This is a genomic window from Streptomyces spinosisporus, from assembly GCF_022698145.1.
Taxonomy (GTDB): Bacteria; Actinomycetota; Actinomycetes; order Streptomycetales; family Streptomycetaceae; genus Streptomyces; species Streptomyces spinosisporus.
This window is the reverse complement of sequence record NZ_JALDAX010000012.1, coordinates 112,790-126,781: the sequence shown is the minus strand read 5'-3', so window position 1 is coordinate 126,781 and position 13,992 is coordinate 112,790. Positions and strand designations below refer to the sequence as shown.

At 72.5% G+C, this 13,992-nt stretch carries 11 protein-coding genes; 2 read left to right on the top strand and 9 right to left on the bottom strand.

Going from position 1 to position 13,992, the window contains the following annotated elements; all coding sequences use genetic code 11:
• The first annotated feature begins 4 nt into the window (after positions 1 to 4).
• Both MQN93_RS28435 and MQN93_RS28430 read left to right on the top strand, forming a co-directional pair.
• A complete protein-coding gene (locus MQN93_RS28435) occupies positions 5 to 721 on the top strand; it encodes an ArsR/SmtB family transcription factor (RefSeq protein WP_242711816.1) in 717 nt (238 codons plus the stop codon).
• Positions 722 to 831: 110 nt separating this feature from the next.
• Positions 832 to 1,785, top strand: coding sequence for a DMT family transporter (locus tag MQN93_RS28430; RefSeq protein ID WP_372504472.1), 954 nt, complete (start codon positions 832 to 834; stop codon positions 1,783 to 1,785).
• On the opposite strand, the gene MQN93_RS28425 is transcribed toward MQN93_RS28430, so the two are convergent.
• From MQN93_RS28425 to MQN93_RS28385, 9 genes are all read right to left on the bottom strand, one after another.
• Positions 1,777 to 3,105 carry an MFS transporter gene (locus tag MQN93_RS28425; protein ID WP_242711815.1) on the bottom strand — a complete coding sequence of 443 codons (1,329 nt, stop codon included), beginning with the start codon at positions 3,103 to 3,105 and terminating at the stop codon, positions 1,777 to 1,779. The genes MQN93_RS28430 and MQN93_RS28425 overlap by 9 nt on opposite strands.
• Positions 3,106 to 3,284: 179 nt before the next feature.
• Positions 3,285 to 4,367 carry a Zn-dependent alcohol dehydrogenase gene (locus MQN93_RS28420; RefSeq protein ID WP_242711814.1) on the bottom strand — a complete coding sequence of 361 codons (1,083 nt, stop codon included), beginning with the start codon at positions 4,365 to 4,367 and terminating at the stop codon, positions 3,285 to 3,287.
• An 11-nt stretch (positions 4,368 to 4,378) separates the two neighbouring features.
• Positions 4,379 to 5,764 carry an aldehyde dehydrogenase family protein gene (locus MQN93_RS28415; RefSeq protein ID WP_242711813.1) on the bottom strand — a complete coding sequence of 462 codons (1,386 nt, stop codon included), beginning with the start codon at positions 5,762 to 5,764 and terminating at the stop codon, positions 4,379 to 4,381.
• Between the two features lie 138 nt (positions 5,765 to 5,902).
• The gene (locus MQN93_RS28410) at positions 5,903 to 7,249 is read right to left on the bottom strand and encodes an ABC transporter ATP-binding protein (protein ID WP_242711812.1); all 1,347 of its coding nucleotides are present in this window, start codon (positions 7,247 to 7,249) and stop codon (positions 5,903 to 5,905) included.
• A gap of 180 nt (positions 7,250 to 7,429) precedes the next feature.
• Positions 7,430 to 8,134 (bottom strand): class F sortase, encoded by a 705-nt coding sequence (locus MQN93_RS28405; RefSeq protein ID WP_037781680.1) that lies wholly within the window; start codon positions 8,132 to 8,134, stop codon positions 7,430 to 7,432.
• Positions 8,124 to 8,804 carry a hypothetical protein gene (locus MQN93_RS28400; RefSeq protein ID WP_242711811.1) on the bottom strand — a complete coding sequence of 227 codons (681 nt, stop codon included), beginning with the start codon at positions 8,802 to 8,804 and terminating at the stop codon, positions 8,124 to 8,126. Before MQN93_RS28400 ends, MQN93_RS28405 begins: the two co-directional genes overlap by 11 nt.
• Before the next feature lie 26 nt (positions 8,805 to 8,830).
• Positions 8,831 to 10,090: an MFS transporter gene (locus MQN93_RS28395; protein WP_242711810.1), complete on the bottom strand. Its 1,260-nt coding sequence runs from the start codon at positions 10,088 to 10,090 to the stop codon at positions 8,831 to 8,833.
• A gap of 47 nt (positions 10,091 to 10,137) precedes the next feature.
• On the bottom strand, positions 10,138 to 11,559 hold the full coding sequence (locus MQN93_RS28390; protein WP_242711809.1) for a CitMHS family transporter: 1,422 nt from the start codon (positions 11,557 to 11,559) through the stop codon (positions 10,138 to 10,140).
• Positions 11,560 to 11,692: 133 nt separating this feature from the next.
• Positions 11,693 to 13,945 (bottom strand): molybdopterin oxidoreductase family protein, encoded by a 2,253-nt coding sequence (locus tag MQN93_RS28385; protein ID WP_242711808.1) that lies wholly within the window; start codon positions 13,943 to 13,945, stop codon positions 11,693 to 11,695.
• Between the last annotated feature and the right edge of the window lie 47 nt (positions 13,946 to 13,992).

The window sequence follows — 13,992 nt, the reverse complement described above, 5'->3', positions numbered from 1 at the left end:
ACGCATGACCACCAGGGACCCCCAGGCACCGCAGCTGGCCCGGCTGGCCGGGCTGATGGCCGACGAGACACGGGCGGCGTGTCTGCTGGCGCTGCTCGACGGCCGGGCGTGGACCGCTGGCGAACTGGCCCGGCACGCGGGCGTCGCGGCCTCGACGCTCAGCGAGCACCTCGGCAAGCTCGTCGCGGGCGGCCTGCTGGCCGAGGAACGACAGGGCCGGCACCGGTACGTACGCCTCGCCGGCCCCCGCGTCGCCCAGCTGGTCGAGGACCTGGCCGCCCAGGTGGCCCCGGACGCTTCCGTACGACCGCGTCCGCGCACGCTGCGGGAGTCGAGCGCCGGGTCGGCGATGGCACGCGGGCGGACCTGCTACGACCATCTGGCGGGGCGACTGGGCATCGCGGTCACCGACGGGCTGACGGCGCGCGGGCTGCTGCGCCAGGACACCGGGTTCGCGCTCACGGACAGTGGTCTGGAGTGGTTCGGCGCCGTCGGCATCCCACTGGAGCGCAAGGGCCGCCGCCCCCTCGCCCGCGCCTGCCTCGACTGGACCGAACGCCGACCGCATCTCGCGGGGGTCGCGGGAGCGGCGTTCTGCCGTCACGCGCTGGACGCGGGCTGGTGCGTACGCATCGGCAGCGAGCGGGCGGTGAAGGTGACCGAACAGGGCGAGCAGGCCCTGACCACCCTCTTCGGCATCGACACGACAACGCTGCGCTGAGCGCCCGAAAGGGGCGCGGGGAACTGCGCGCCCAGCCACAGCACCCCCGCACCAGCACACCGACCGAAACCCGCGAGCCCTTCCGCCGTCCCCTCCCTACCCTCTGGAGCATGATGAACCTCCGTCGCAGCGACCTCCTCGCCCCCGGTGCCGCCGCCGTCACCGTCGTGTTGTGGGCCTCCGCCTTCGTGTCCATCCGCAGTGCGGGCGCCGCGTACTCGCCGGGCGCGCTGGCGCTCGGGCGGCTGGTCTGCGGGGCGCTGGTGCTCGGCGTGATGCTGCTTCTGCGCGGGGAGGGGCTGCCGCCCCGGTCGGCCTGGCGCGGGATCGCGATATCCGGGGTGCTCTGGTTCGGCTTCTACATGGTGGCCCTGAACTGGGGCGAGCAGCAGGTGGACGCGGGTACGGCGGCCCTGGTCGTGAACGTCGGCCCCATCCTCATCGCGCTGCTCGGTGCGCGGCTGCTCGGCGACCGCATGCCGCCGCGGCTGCTGGCGGGCATGGCGGTGTCGTTCGCGGGCGCGGTGGCGGTCGGTCTGTCGATGTCGGGCGAGGGCGGCTCGTCGGTGCTCGGTGTGGTGCTGTGTCTGCTGGCGGCGGTCGGCTACGCGGCCGGTGTCGTCGCGCAGAAGCCCGCGCTGGGCAGCGCGAGCGCGCTGCAGGTGACGACGTTCGGATGTCTCGTCGGTGCGGTGTGCTGTCTGCCGTTCGCCGGGCAGCTGGTCGGCGAGGCCGCTGACGCGCCGGTCGCGGCGACCCTCAACATGGTCTATCTGGGCGTGTTCCCGACCGCGCTCGCGTTCACGACCTGGGCGTACGCGCTGGCCCGTACGACGGCCGGCCGGATGGGCGCGACCACCTACGCGGTGCCCGCGCTGGTCGTCCTGATGTCGTGGCTGGCGCTCGGCGAGGTACCGGGGCTCGTCACGCTCGGGGGCGGAGTGCTGTGTCTGGCGGGTGTGGCGGTGTCCCGCTCCCGGCCCCGGAGCGGGAAGGTCCCGCGGGCCGCGGCACCGGAGGAGGTTCCGGAGCCGCAGCGCGAGGGCGCGCCGGGTTCAGCGTGAACGCGCCCGGCCCGCAAGGACTTTGATGGACAGCAGGGCGATCACCGCGAGGACGACGATGTAGCCGGACACCGCCATCGAGGTGCCGGTCGCCTCCAGCAGCAGCACCATGACGAACGGCGCGAGGCCGCCGCCGAGGACGGCCGCGATCTGGTAGCCGAGCGAGGCTCCCGTGTACCGCATCTCGGGCGTGAACAGCTCCGCGAACAGCGCGGCCTGGGGGCCGTACATAATGCTGAGGAAGCAGCCGGCGACGAAGGTGCCGACGGCCAGCCACAGCAGCGAGCCGGTGTCGATCAGCAGGAACATCGGTACGGCCCACAGGGCGATGCCGGCCGCGCCGAGCGTGTAGATCCGGATGCGGCCGACGCGGTCGGAGAGCGCGGCGGCGGCCGGGATCAGCACCAGCTGGGTGAGGCTGACGCAGAGCGAGACGGTGAGCACCGCGTCGCGCTTCATGCCGAGGTCGCGGGTCGTGTAGTCGAGGACGCCGGTGATCAGGATGTAGAAGGTCGCGGTGTTCACGGCGAAGGAGCCGCCCGCGAGCAGGACCGTGCCGAGGTGGCCGCGCAGGATCGCGCGCAGCGGGGAGGTGCGCTCGGCCTGCTCCTTGTCCTGCTCGGCCAACGCCCGCTCGGCCGCCCGGAATTCGGGGGTCTCCTCGACGTGGGTGTGGATGTACCGGGCGAGCGCGAGGACCAGCAGGCCGACGAGGAACGGGATCCGCCAGCCCCAGGCCGTGAACGCGGAGTCGCTGGTGAACGCCCCGGCGAGCAGGAAGACCGTGTTCGCGCTCACCACGCCGATGGGGACGCCGAGTTGGACGACACTGCCGTACAGGCCGCGCTTGCCCTCGGGGGCGTACTCGGTGGCCAGCAGCATCGCGCCGCCCCACTGTGCGCCGACGGCGAGGCCCTGGACGACGCGGAGCAGGACGAGGAGGACGGGGGCGGCGACGCCGATCGTGTCGTAGGTCGGCAGCAGGCCGATGCCGGTGGTGGCGACGCCCATCAGGGTGAGGGCGAGGACCAGCATCGGCTTGCGGCCGCGTTTGTCGCCGAGGTGGCCCGCGACGATGCCGCCGAGCGGGCGGGCCAGGAAGCCGACGGCGAACGTGGCGAAGGCGGCGAGGACCCCGGCGGTGGGGCTGCCGGCCGGGAAGTACAGGTCGCCGAGGACGAGGGCCGCGGCGATGCCGAAGACGAAGTAGTCGTACCACTCGACGGCCGACGCGAGGGCCGCCGCGGTGGCGACCCGGCGGCGGCCGGTCGTGGGGAGGGCGGTGGTGGGGAGGGTGTGAGCGGAGGGAGCTGTGTCCATGTGTGCACTCCACGGGGTGCGGTGGGGACGTTCCCGGGAACATACTGACCGGACGGTATGGGGTCAACGGATGTGCACGGTGGTTGTACGGAGCATCCAGGGGCGGGTGGTGAACCCGCCCCCCGGACTCCGCCCCCGGACTCCGCTCCGGACTGCCGCCCCGGACGGGCCCGCGGACCTCAGAACACGACCAGTGCCCTGCCGCCCCTGCCCGCCAGCATGTTCTCGAAGGCCGCCGGGATGCCGTCGAGGCCGATGCGTTCCGTCACCAGCGCTCCCAGGTCCAGCCGGCCGGCCCGGATGTGCTCCGCGAGCACCGGGAGGTCCTTCGCCGGGTCCGAGTTGCCGTAGACGCACCCGGAAAGGGTCCGGCCCCAGTGGAAGATCTCCAGGGCGTTGAAGGTGACCTGCTGGTCCTTGCCGCCGATGCCGACCACCGTCGTACGGCCGCCCCGGCGGGTGGACTCCCAGGCGGTGCGGATCGTCGTCGCGCGGCCCACGCACTCGATGGCCACGTCGACGCCCTGCTTGTCCGTCAGGCCCCGGATCTCGCGGGCCGTCGTCTCGGAGGCGACGACGTAGTCCGTGGCGCCCGCGCCGCGCGCCAGCTCCTCCTTCTCGGGCGACACGTCGACGGCGACGATACGTCCGGCACCCGCGATCCGGGCCGACTGCAGTGCCGCGAGGCCCACTCCCCCGACGCCGTAGACCGCCACCGTCTCGCCCGGCCGGACCTGTGCGGAGTGGTGGACGGCGCCGTAGCCGGTGAGGACCGCGCAGCCCAGCAGGGCGGCGTCGGTGAGCGGGACGCCCTCGGGGAGCGGCAGGACGCAGGACGCGGCGACGACGGTCTCCTCGGCGAACGCGGCGACGTTCAGTCCGGGGTGGAGGTCCGTGCCGTCCGAGGAGCGCCGGGCGTGGGTGTCGGCGGCGCCGTTCAGGGCGTTGGCGCACAGCCACACCTCGCCGAGCGAGCAGGCGTGGCAACTGCCGCAGGACGGCGCCCAGTTGAGGACGACCTCGGCGCCGGGCGCGACATGGGTGACGCCCTCGCCGACGGCGACGACGGTGCCCGCGCCCTCGTGGCCGAGGACGGCCGGGACCGGCACCCGCATGGTGCCGTTGGACAGGGACAGGTCGGAGTGGCACACCCCGGCGGCGGCGAGCCGGATGCGGACCTGGCCGGGGCCGGGCTCCGGGAGGTCGATCCCGGTGATCTCCAGGGGAGCGCCCACGGCGGGGAGGACTGCTGCGCGAACCACGGATACGCTCCTCAGAACTGGAGGGACTTGGTCTGCAGATACTCGGCCAGGCCGTGCGTGCCGAGTTCGCGGCCGACGCCCGACTGCTTGTAACCGCCGAAGGGGGCAAGGGGGTTGAAGCGGCCGCCGTTGATGTCGACCTGCCCGGTCTGCATCCGGTGCGCGAACGCCACCGCCTCCGCCTCGTCGCCCCAGACGGCGCCCGCGAGGCCGTAGACCGTGCCGTTGGCGATGCGCAGGGCGTCCTCCTCGTCCTCGTAGCGCAGGATGGACAGGACCGGCCCGAAGATCTCCTCCTGGGCGATCGTCATCTCGGGGGTGACATCGGCGAAGACGGTGGGAGAGACGAAGTAGCCCTGTTCGCGCGGTGATTCGGGTCCGCCGGCGACGAGCCGGGCGCCCTCCGCGATGCCCTTCTCGATGTAACCGCGCACCCGTGCCTGCTGCTTGGCGTTCACCACCGGGCCGATGCGCTCGCCGTACTTGGCGGCGGCCTCCGCGGCCAGGCTCACCGCCTCCTCGTACTGGTCCCGGTGCACCAGCATCCGGGTCCAGGCGCTGCACGTCTGGCCCGAGTTGGACATGACGTTGGCGACGCCGACGTTGACCGCCTTGGCGAGGTCGGCGCTCGGCAGGACGACGTTGGCGGACTTGCCGCCGAGCTCCAGGGCGACCCGCTTGATCGCGGCGCCCGCCGTGGCGCCGATCTGCCGGCCGACCGCGGTGGAGCCGGTGAAGGAGACCAGGTCGACGTCCGGGTGCTCGGCCAGGGCCTGGCCGGCGACCGGTCCGAGGCCGGTGACCAGGTTGAAGACGCCCGCGGGCAGGCCCGCCTCGTGCACCGCTTCGGCGAAGAGCTGGGCGACGAGCGGGGTGTCCTCGGCGGGCTTGAGCACGACGGTGCAGCCCGCGGCGAGCGCCGGGGCGACCTTGGCGACGATCTGGTGCAGGGGGTAGTTCCAGGGGGTGATCGCACCCACCACGCCGACCGGTTCGAGCCGGATCGTGGAGTTGCCGGCCTTCTCCTCGAAGGCGTGGGTCGCAGCGAGTTCGGCGTACGAGCCGGCGACCGCGATCGGCACGGCCGCGTGGACGTTCTGCGAGAACTTCAGGGGTGAGCCGAGCTCGGTGGTGACCGTCTCGGCGATCTCGTCCTTGCGGGCCGCGAGGACGTCACGCAGGGCGGTCAGCCGGGCGGCCCGCTCGGCGGGCGGGGTCGCGGCCCAGGCCGGGAAGGCGGCGCGGGCGGCCCGCACGGCGTCGTCGACGTCCGCGGCGGTGCCCGCCGGGACCCGGCCGACGACCTGCTCGTCGACGGGGTTCACGACCTCGATCGTGTCCGTGCCGACGGCGGGGCGCCACGCGCCGTCGATGTACATGCCGTCGTGTGCCTTCATCTGCTCCTCCGGTGCGGGGTGCGTCCTGCGCGTCACAACCTATCGACAGGCCTCTAAACTAGCGCCGATAGTTTTTGGACACCAGGGACCCCCCTGGGACTCCCCGGGGACACCCCAGGGGCACCCTCCCCCGAAGGCCTACTCCTCCAGGTCGGGCAGCCGCGCCGGGGACGGACAGATCCGCTCGCCGTGCTGGTCGAAGACGAACAGATGGGCGAGGTCGACGAGCAGGGGGACCTGCATGCCGTGGCGCAGCTCGATGTCGGGGGTGGTGCGGACGACCAGGTCGCCGGGGAGACGGGGCTCGGTGGACGCGGGTTCCACCGGCCGCCCCCGCGCCGGGTCGTCCATGACCACGACCGGCCCGGCGCGCAGGGCTCCCGCCCGCTCCCGGATCCGGCCGAGGACGGTCGGAGCCCCGTCCCTGCGGCGCCGCCGGGAGGGCCGGGGAGCGGGGCGCGGGGCTTCGAGGTCCGGTACGACGGCGGGCTTCGAGCCGGTGTTGAAGTGGACGAGGACCTCGTGCCCCTGGAACTCCACATGCTCCACCAGGCCGGTGAGCGGCACCTCGCCGGCGCGGGCCGAGGTGCGCTTGGCGATCCGCACGGCCTCCGAGCGCAGCCCGACGATCACCTCGCGGCCCTGCTGCACGCGCAGCAACTGGTGGTCCAGTTTCAGGGGTTCGGGCAGCCGCAGATACTGCTTGCCGAGGCTGATGGTCATCGCGCCGTCGAGCGGGGCACGGACCAGGCCGCGCAGCAGGTTGATGCGCGGGGTGCCGATGAAGGCGGCGACGAACACATTGCGCGGCAGGGCGTAGACCGCACGCGGGGTGCCCACCTGCTGGAGCACCCCGCCGCGCAGCACGGCGACCCGGTCGCCGAGCGACATGGCCTCGGCCTGGTCGTGGGTGACGTAGACCGTGGTGACGCCCAACTCCCGGGTGAGCTTGGAGATCTCGGCCCGCAGATGGTTGCGGAGCTTGGCGTCCAGGTTGGACAGCGGCTCGTCCATCAGGAAGGCGGAGGGGTGGCGGGCGATGGCCCGGCCCATGGCGACCCGCTGGCGTTCGCCGCCGGAGAGCTGGCTGGGGAAGCGGTCCAGGAGGTCCTCGATGCCCAGCATGCGGGCGGTGGCGTCCACGCGCGGGCCCGGATCCTGACCGGGGTTCTCGACGCGCAGCGGGAAGCCGATGTTGCCCCGGCTCGTCATGTTCGGGTAGAGCGCGAAGTTCTGGAACACCATCGCCATGTTCCGGTCGGACGGGAGCAGGTCGTTGCCGTACTCGCCGTCCAGCAGGAGTCTGCCCTCGGTGATCTCCTCCAGTCCCGCGATCATTCTGAGCACGGTGGACTTGCCGCAGCCGGACGGCCCCAGCAGCACGAGAAACTCGCCGGGCCGGACGTCGAGCGACAGCCGGTCCACCACGCGAACGCCTCGCGCATAGGTCTTGCTCACGTCGTGCAGGGAGATGGCGCGCGTCATGACACAGCCCCCGGGGGCGTACGGAGCGAGCGCTGATGCTCGGCTGTCGATGGGCCCGTGCGGGTCGTACGGGCTGTGAGTCACGGAAGTTAACGGACCGTACGTGCTCGCGGAAGACACCCGGCACAATCGGGCCCATCGTTCCGCCCAGTGAGAAACCGGGCGCAGCGCCGCGCCGCGTCAGCGGGTCGCGGTCAGATGGGCGAAGACGACGACGTTGCTGGTGTAGCCCGTCCTGCGGTTGAACAGCCCGCCGCAGGTCAGCACCCGCAGCTCGGGGCGCCTGCTCTGGCCGTACACCTCCTTGTCGGGGAAGCGTGCCTTGTCGAAGACCCGGACGCGGTCGACGCTGTAGACGGCGGTGCGGCCGTCGACGCGCCGGACCTCGATCGCGCTGCCGGGGCGCACCTGCGCGAGGGCGGCGAAGACCGCCGCGCCGGTCCTGGTGTCACGGTGGCCGACGGCGATGGCCGTGCCTGACTCGCCCGGCGAGGGTCCGTCCCGGTACCAGCCGACGAGCTTGGGCTTGTCGAGCGGCGGGGTCTGAAGCTGCCGGTCGGCGCCGACGTTCACGGCGATGATCGGCGCGTCGATGCCGAGCGACGGGACGCGCAGGGTGGTCGCCGGGGACCGGGGCAGCGGCCGGGGTGGCGGGGTCGGCCTGGCCGTCGTCGGCTCGGAGGTCCGCGGACGGTGGTCGGCGGTCCCGGTCACCGGCTCGGCAGGCGTGTGCACCGGGGCCGGCCCACCGGCCACGGGCGGGGCCTGGTGGTGGTGCCCTCCGCACCGGACGACCGTCACCAGGACGGCCACGATGAGGGCCGTCCTGGTGAGGCGGTAGGCGCGGGTCCGGTGCCAGGGCCTGCGTCTGCGCCTAGGAGGCACCGTGCGAGCGGCGGCGCAGCAGCGTGCGGACGTACACGGCTCCGCCGACCGCGACCAGTCCGACGCCCGCGGCCGCGCTCAGCGGGGTGTACGACTGCACGGTGTCGACGAGACCGCCGCCGCCGGCGTGGACCCCGCCCTTGGGTCCGCCGCCCTCGTGCCCGGCGCCGGGCCCGTGGTCCTCGATGGTGCGGTTCGGGCCCTGCTGCCCGCGGCCCTGGTCGTGCCGGCTGTGGCAGTCGACGGTGAAGACCTTCGTCCTCGGCGTGACAGGGGTGGCGCCCGGTGGCGGGGTGGGGGTGAAGGTCCAGGTGAGCGTGTACCGGCCGTCGGCCAGCCCCAGGGTGTCGGTGTGGCCGGCGCCGCCGGCGAGGGAGATCGTGCCGCTCACGGTGGCCGCGGTGGGCAGCGGGGGCTGGGCCGTGATGGTGTAGGAGACGCTGTTGACGTCGCCGAAGTTCGCGGCGTCGAGGTAGAACCTGCAGACCTGGGGGTCGTCCTTCGAGACGCCGTAGGGCACCCGCTCATTGTGGATCCTGATGTCGGCACCGTCGCCGGGGGCCGCGACCGCGGCCGACGTCGCGAGCCAGGAGGCCCCGGCCGTGGTGAGGACGGTGAGGGCCGCGGCTCCGAGACGGACGCCGGCGGACGGGGGCATCAAGGTGGGCATGGATGTTCCTCCGAGTCAGACGATTTTCATACAAATCGCTCTTTCACCTGACTCTCTTTCACATCCGCCTCCGATACCGCGCCGACACCACCCGACGCGCCGTCGGAAGTCGCTCGACCGGCGCAATCGCGACCGCGCAGGGCGGTGCCCGCCGAGACCAGCAGCAGGGCCCCGAGCATCACGAACGGCGCCGCCACTCCGGCGACCCCCGCGACCAGACCCGCCGCGGCCGGAGCGGCGACCTGCCCGAGGCGGTTGCCGGTCAGGCGCAGGGCGAGGGCCGTGGAGCGGGCCTCGTCCGGGGCGGCCTGGACGACGGTCGTCATGGACAGCGGCTGGCCCACGCCGAGACAGAACCCGAGGAGGGCCAGCAGCACACCGAGCACCCACACCGGCATCGGCACCGCGATCCCCGCGCACAGCAGGCCCGCCAGCAGACAGGTCACGAAGAGCAGCGTGGCGCGGCCGAGCAGCCGCAGCAGCGGGGTGAGCACCAGACGGCAGGCGATGGTGGCGCCCGCGCGCACGCTGAGCAGCACGCCGATCACCGACGGCGCGATCCCCCGGTGCTCGCCGACCACCGGCAGATAGGCGGTGAGGATGTCGGTGGCCGACAGCACCGAGAGGCTGATGAGCATGCCCGCGGGTACGCCCCGGGCGCGCAGGATGCCGCCGACCGGGACGCGGGCCCGTTCGCCGGTGGGCGGTTTCACGGCCGTACGGTCCTCGATGCGCCACAGCGACGTGAACGCCACCGCGGCTCCCGCACCGGCCACCAGCAGGGCCCGTGCGCTGGTGCCCGCCATGTCCGGGCCGCCGATCAGCACGCCCGCGGCGATCGGGCCGACCAGCTGGCCGAGCGAGGCGCCGATGGTGAAGTGGCCGAAGTTGCGGTCCTGTTCGTGCGGGGCGGACTGGCGGGCGACCAGCGACTGGGAGCCGATCACGAAGCAGAGGTGCCCGAGGCCCATCACCCCGCTCCAGACCGCCATGGTCCACAGGGAGCCGGCGATCCCGCTCAGCGCGCAGCCGCCGGCGATGAGCACGACGCCGACCGGCAGCAGGGGTGCGCAGCGGCCGTGGTCGGTGCGGCGGCCGAGCGGTACCGCGGCGAAGAGCGGGAGCAGGGCGTAGACCCCTGCGATGACACCGACCGCGCGCTCGTCGGCGCCCAGCGCGAGGGCCCGGTAGGAGACGGCGGGCCGGGCCATCGACACCGCCCCCTGCGCGAAGCCGAAGGCGATGACGAGGCGGAGCAGCCAGCCGCGGTTCCCACCGGGCCTCATGGTGAAGTCCTCCAGACGATCGTGTACGGCACCGGCGCCGCGCCGGGTCAGACGATCCCGAACAGGATTCCTGCCCCGAGGATCACCAGTGATGTGAGCACGGCCCACTTCACGACGAACCGCGTGTGGTCGCCGAACTCGACCTTGGCCATGCCGACCAGGACGTACACGGCGGGCACCAGCGGGCTCGACATGTGCAGCGGCTGGGCGATGAGCGAGGCACGGGCGATCTCCAGGGAGGAGACGCCATGGGCGTGCCCGGCCTCGGCGAGCACCGGCAGGATGCCGAAGTAGAAGCCGTCGTTCGACATGAAGTACGTCAGCGGGATGCTCAGCACGCCGGTGACGAGGGCCATGTGCGGACCCATGCCGTCGGGGATGTTGTCGACCAGCCACTTCGCCATGTGGTCGACCATGCCGGTGCCCTGGAGGACGCCGGTGAAGACGGCGGCGGCGAAGACCATGCCGGAGACGTTGAGGACGTTCTCGGCATGCGCCGCGATCCGGGCCTTCTGGTCGGGCATGTGCGGGAAGTTGACGGTGAGCGCGGTCGCGGCGCCCAGCAGGAACAGCACCGGGATCGGCAGCCACTCCATGATCATGGAGGTGAGCAGGGCGACAGTGAGCAGCGCGTTGAACCAGTAGAGCTTGGGGCGCAGGGTGGCGCGGTTCGGGTCGAGACCGCGGAAGTCCTCGTCGTCCGTCTCCTCGTCCGCACGGTCCGCGTCGGTCCCGCCGCCCGAACCGCCCGTACGCGCAGGGGACTTGCCACGACCGGCACCCGCACCCGCACCCGCGCCGACCAGCACGGTCTCCGTCTCCTTCTCCTCCACCAGCGCCTCGTCCAGCGTCAGCACGCCGAGCCGCTTGCGCTCGCGGCGACCGAGGACGTAGGCGAGGGCCAGGACGAAGAGCAGGCCCGAGGCGAGGGCGGGGATCATCGGGACGAAGATGTCGCTCGCGTCGAGCTTGAGCGCGGTGGCGGCGCGGGCGGTCGGGCCGCCCCACGGCAGGGTGTTCATCACGCCGTTGGCCATGGCGGCGACACCGGTCATCACGACCAGGCTCATCTTCAGACGCTTGTAGAGCGGGTACATCGCCGAGACGGTGATCATGAAGGTGGTCGAGCCGTCGCCGTCGAGCGAGACGATCGCGGCGAGGAGGGCCGTGCCGACGACGATCCGCAGCGGGTCGGCCCTGCAGAACTTCAGGATGCCCCGCACGACCGGGTCGAAGAGGCCGACGTCGATCATCACCCCGAAGTAGACGATCGCGAACATGAGCATCGCCGCGGTGGGGGCGAGGTCGGTGACGCCGTCGAGGACGTAGTCGCCGAGCTTCGCGCCCTTGCCGACGAAGACGCAGAACAGCGCCGGGATCAGCACGAGTGCTGCGATCGGTGACATCTTCTTCAGCATGATCAGGACCAGGAAGGTCGCGATCATGGCGAAGCCGAGGAGGGTCAGCATGAGTGGATACCTAACGTTCGCCCTTGAACATCCCACCGGGCAGGCGGTGCGACGACGTTAGGTCCGCTCAAACAGGCTTAACAAGACGTTGACACGTGAGCAATAAGCGCAAAATTGCAGGTCAGGGCTTTGCTCAGGTCAGCGGCATGATCGATTGGGCCACGCCCGTGACCTCCACGGGCACGCCGTTGAGAACCGCGTTGCCGGACAGCGGGTCGAGCAGGCTGCCGTCGAGGAGCTGGTTGACGTTGACTCCGGGGTCGGTGGCGGCGTGGCTCATCCGGGTGCCGGGCCGGTCGTGGCCCCAGCCGTGCGGCAGGCTCACCACACCCGGGCGGACCCCCTCGGTCACCTCCGCGGGGGCGGTCACTGTTCCCCCGGCGCCCTTCACGCGGACGGCGTCCCCGTCCCGCACACCGAGGCGCTCGGCGTCCTCGGGGTGGATGTGCAGGGTGCAGCGGTTGCTGCCGCCGGTGAGGGCGGGGACGTTGTGCATCCAGCTGTTGTTGGAGCGCAGATGGCGCCGGCCGACGAGGACGAGCCCGTCGGGGAGTCGGTCCAGGGCGGTGCGCAGCCGCGGCAGGTCGTCGGCGATCGGCTGCGGCAACAGCTCGATCCTGCCGCTGCGGGTCTTCAGCGGCTGCGGCAGACGCGACCGCAGCGGTCCGAGGTCGATGCCGTGCGGATGCGCGAGCAGCCGCTCCAGGGTGAGCCCGTCGGGTCGTACGCCGAAGCCGTCGCCGTAGGGGCCGAGGCGCAGCATCATGTCGAGCCGGCGCTCCTGGCCGTTCTGGCCGATGAGCTGTGCGGCGATCTCCTCCGGGTCGCGGCCGTGCACCGGCGAGTGGGGTTCCCGGACCGCCTTGCCGAGGGTCTGGCCGATCACCATGTCGTCGACGGCGGACGGTTCGGCGCCGTGCATGCCGGTCGCGGCCAGGATCAGCCGGGCGAGGATCTCGGTCTCGGCCATCCGGCCGGGTTCCAGGGGGACGGCGGGGCGGTTGTAGCGGACCTGGTTGCGCACGGCGAGGGTGTTGAAGGCGAAGTCGTGGTGCGGGCTCTGGGAGGGCGGGGGCGGCGGCAGGACGACGTCGGCGTGGCGCGAGGTCTCGTTGAGGTAGGGGTCGACGCTGACCATGAAGTCCAGGGAGTCCAGGGCCTTGTCGAGCCGGTCGCCGTCGGGTGCGGACAGCACCGGGTTGGCGGCGACGGCGACGAGGGCCCGGATCGGCTCGCCCCGCTCGGTCGCGGTGTCGATCTCCTCGGCGAGCGCGGAGAGCGGCAACTCTCCCTTCGCCTCGGGGTGTTGACTCACCCGGGAGTGCCAGCGGCCGAGGGTGAAGCCGTGGCTCGGTCCGGCCGGGCGGGGCGTGCGGTCGGTGGCCGCCTGCGGGAAGAGGGCGCCGCCGGGGCGGTCGAGGTTGCCGGTGAGGATGTTGAGGACGTCGACGAGCCAGCTGCCGAGCGTGCCGTACGGGACGGTGCAGCTGCCGATGCGGCCGTAGACGGCGGCGGTCGGCGCGGCGGCGAGTTCGCGGGCGAGGGCGCGTGTCACCTCGGCGTCCACGTCGCAGGCCGCGGCGACCGCCTCGGGGGTGAAGTCCCGTACGGCCTCGCGCAGTTCGTCGATGCCTTCGAGGTGCCCGGTCAGCTCGCCGGGGTCGGCGAGGCCCTCCTCGAACAGGACGTGCGTCATCGCCGCGAGGAGGAGTGCGTCGGTGCCGGGGCGGATCGCGATGTGCCGGTCGGCGAGTTTGGCGGTGCGGGTGCGGCGCGGGTCGATCACGGTGAGGGTGCCGCCGCGGGCCCTGAGCGCCTTGAGCCGGCCGGGGAAGTCGGGGGCGGTGCACAGACTCCCGTTGGACTCCAGGGGGTTGGCGCCGATGAGAAGCAGATGGCCGGTGTGGTCCAGGTCCGGCACGGGGATCGCGTTGGCGTCGCCGAAGAGCAGTCCGCTGGAGACGTGCTTGGGCATCTGGTCGACCGTGGACGCGGTGAAGACGCTGTGGGTGCCGAGGCCGGCGAGCAGCACCGGCGGGTAGAGGGCGCCGGCCACGGTGTGCACATTGGGGTTGCCGAGGACGACTCCCACCGCGTGCGGGCCGTACCGCTCGACGACGGGGCGGATGCCGGCGGCGACCGCGTCGAAGGCCTCCTCCCAGGTGGCCTCGCGCAGCTCGCCGTTCCTGCGCACGAGGGGGCCGCGCAGCCGGTCGGGGTCGCCGTCGAGGGCCCCGAAGGAGGCGCCCTTGGGGCAGATGAACCCCTTGCTGAACACATCGTCGCGGTCACCGCGTGCACCGGTGACCCGGGTGCCCTCGATGGTGAGCGTCAGCCCGCAGGTGGCCTCGCACAGGGGGCAGATTCGCAGAGCGGTGCGGGACACGGGTCCTCCCGGTGGGCGATGTCGACGCACGGGCGCTTCGAGCATAC